The 1,076-nt window shown below is 67.3% G+C and carries 1 protein-coding gene; it reads left to right on the top strand.

Annotation, left to right across the window (positions count from 1 at the left end; all coding sequences use genetic code 11):
• Positions 1–33: 33 nt before the first annotated feature.
• Positions 34–1,076 (top strand): IS630 family transposase (locus ABFX51_RS39260; RefSeq protein ID WP_346056961.1); only part of this gene is annotated, 1,043 nt, incomplete at its 3' end.

Genomic DNA, 1,076 nt, shown 5'->3' with positions numbered 1-1,076 from the left:
GGTGAGCGCGAGGCTTGCCAGTGGAGGTGAGTCATGGCACGTGCGCCGGAGGTGTTCGCGCGGTCGTTGGAGCCCGAAGAGGCCCAGCGGCTGGTCAAGATCACGAGGTCGACCCGGGATCGGGTGCGGCTGCGACGGTCCGGGATCGTGCTGGCCTCGACCCAAGGCCGGTCCGCGGGCGAGATCGCAGCGATGTTCGCCGCGAGCGAGGGGTATGTGCGGGAGGTGATCCACGCGTTCAACGACTCCGGGTTCGCGGCGTTGTCCCCAAAATGGAGGGGCGGCCGCCCAGCTAAGTTCGGGCCGGCCGCCCGGGATCAGATCTGCCGCATCGCCGCCTGCCAGCCCGCTGAGCTTGGGTTGCCGTTCACCACCTGGAGCCTGACCAAACTGGTCGAGTATTTAGCCGAGCACGCGTGGATCAGGGCGAGCACCGAGACCGTCCGGCAGATCCTGCGCAAGGAAGGCGTGTCCTGGCAGGCGACGAAGACCTGGAAAGCCAGCAAAGACCCGGACTTCGTGGCCAAGAAGACTCGCATCCTCGACCTGTATGACCGACCACCCACGGACGGACGGGTGATCTGCGTCGATGAGTTCGGGCCGCTGAACCTGCAGCCCCGTCCCGGTCGCGGCTGGTTCCCTCGCGGCCGACCGGCCCGCCTGCGCGCGACCTACACCCGCACCAAGGGCATCCGGCACATGTTCGCCGCACTCGACCTCGCCACCGGGCAGATGTTCTACCGGTTCCGTGACCGCAAACGCTGGCCCCAGTTCCTCGACTTCTGCAAACAGCTACGCCGACGCTTCCCGGCCGGGAAGCTCTACCTGGTCTGCGACAACTACGGACCACACGGCAAGGCCGAGGTCACCGCGTGGTGCGCGGCCAACGGGATCGAGCTGGTCTACACACCCACCAACGCCTCCTGGCTGAACTGGATCGAATGCGAGTTCACCGCGGTCCGCTACTTCACCCTCGACGGCAGCGACTACCCCAGCCACGCCGCCCAAGAGGCCGCCATCGCCGGCTACCTGCGCTGGCGCAACCGCCACTGCCACCCAAAGCGTCACTTCGCCGT

The sequence above is a fragment of the Amycolatopsis dongchuanensis genome, from assembly GCF_039542405.1.
Lineage (GTDB): Bacteria > Actinomycetota > Actinomycetes > Mycobacteriales > Pseudonocardiaceae > Amycolatopsis_E > Amycolatopsis_E sacchari.
The sequence above is the reverse complement of the archived record's forward strand: the minus strand, read 5'-3'. Positions and strand labels throughout refer to the sequence as shown.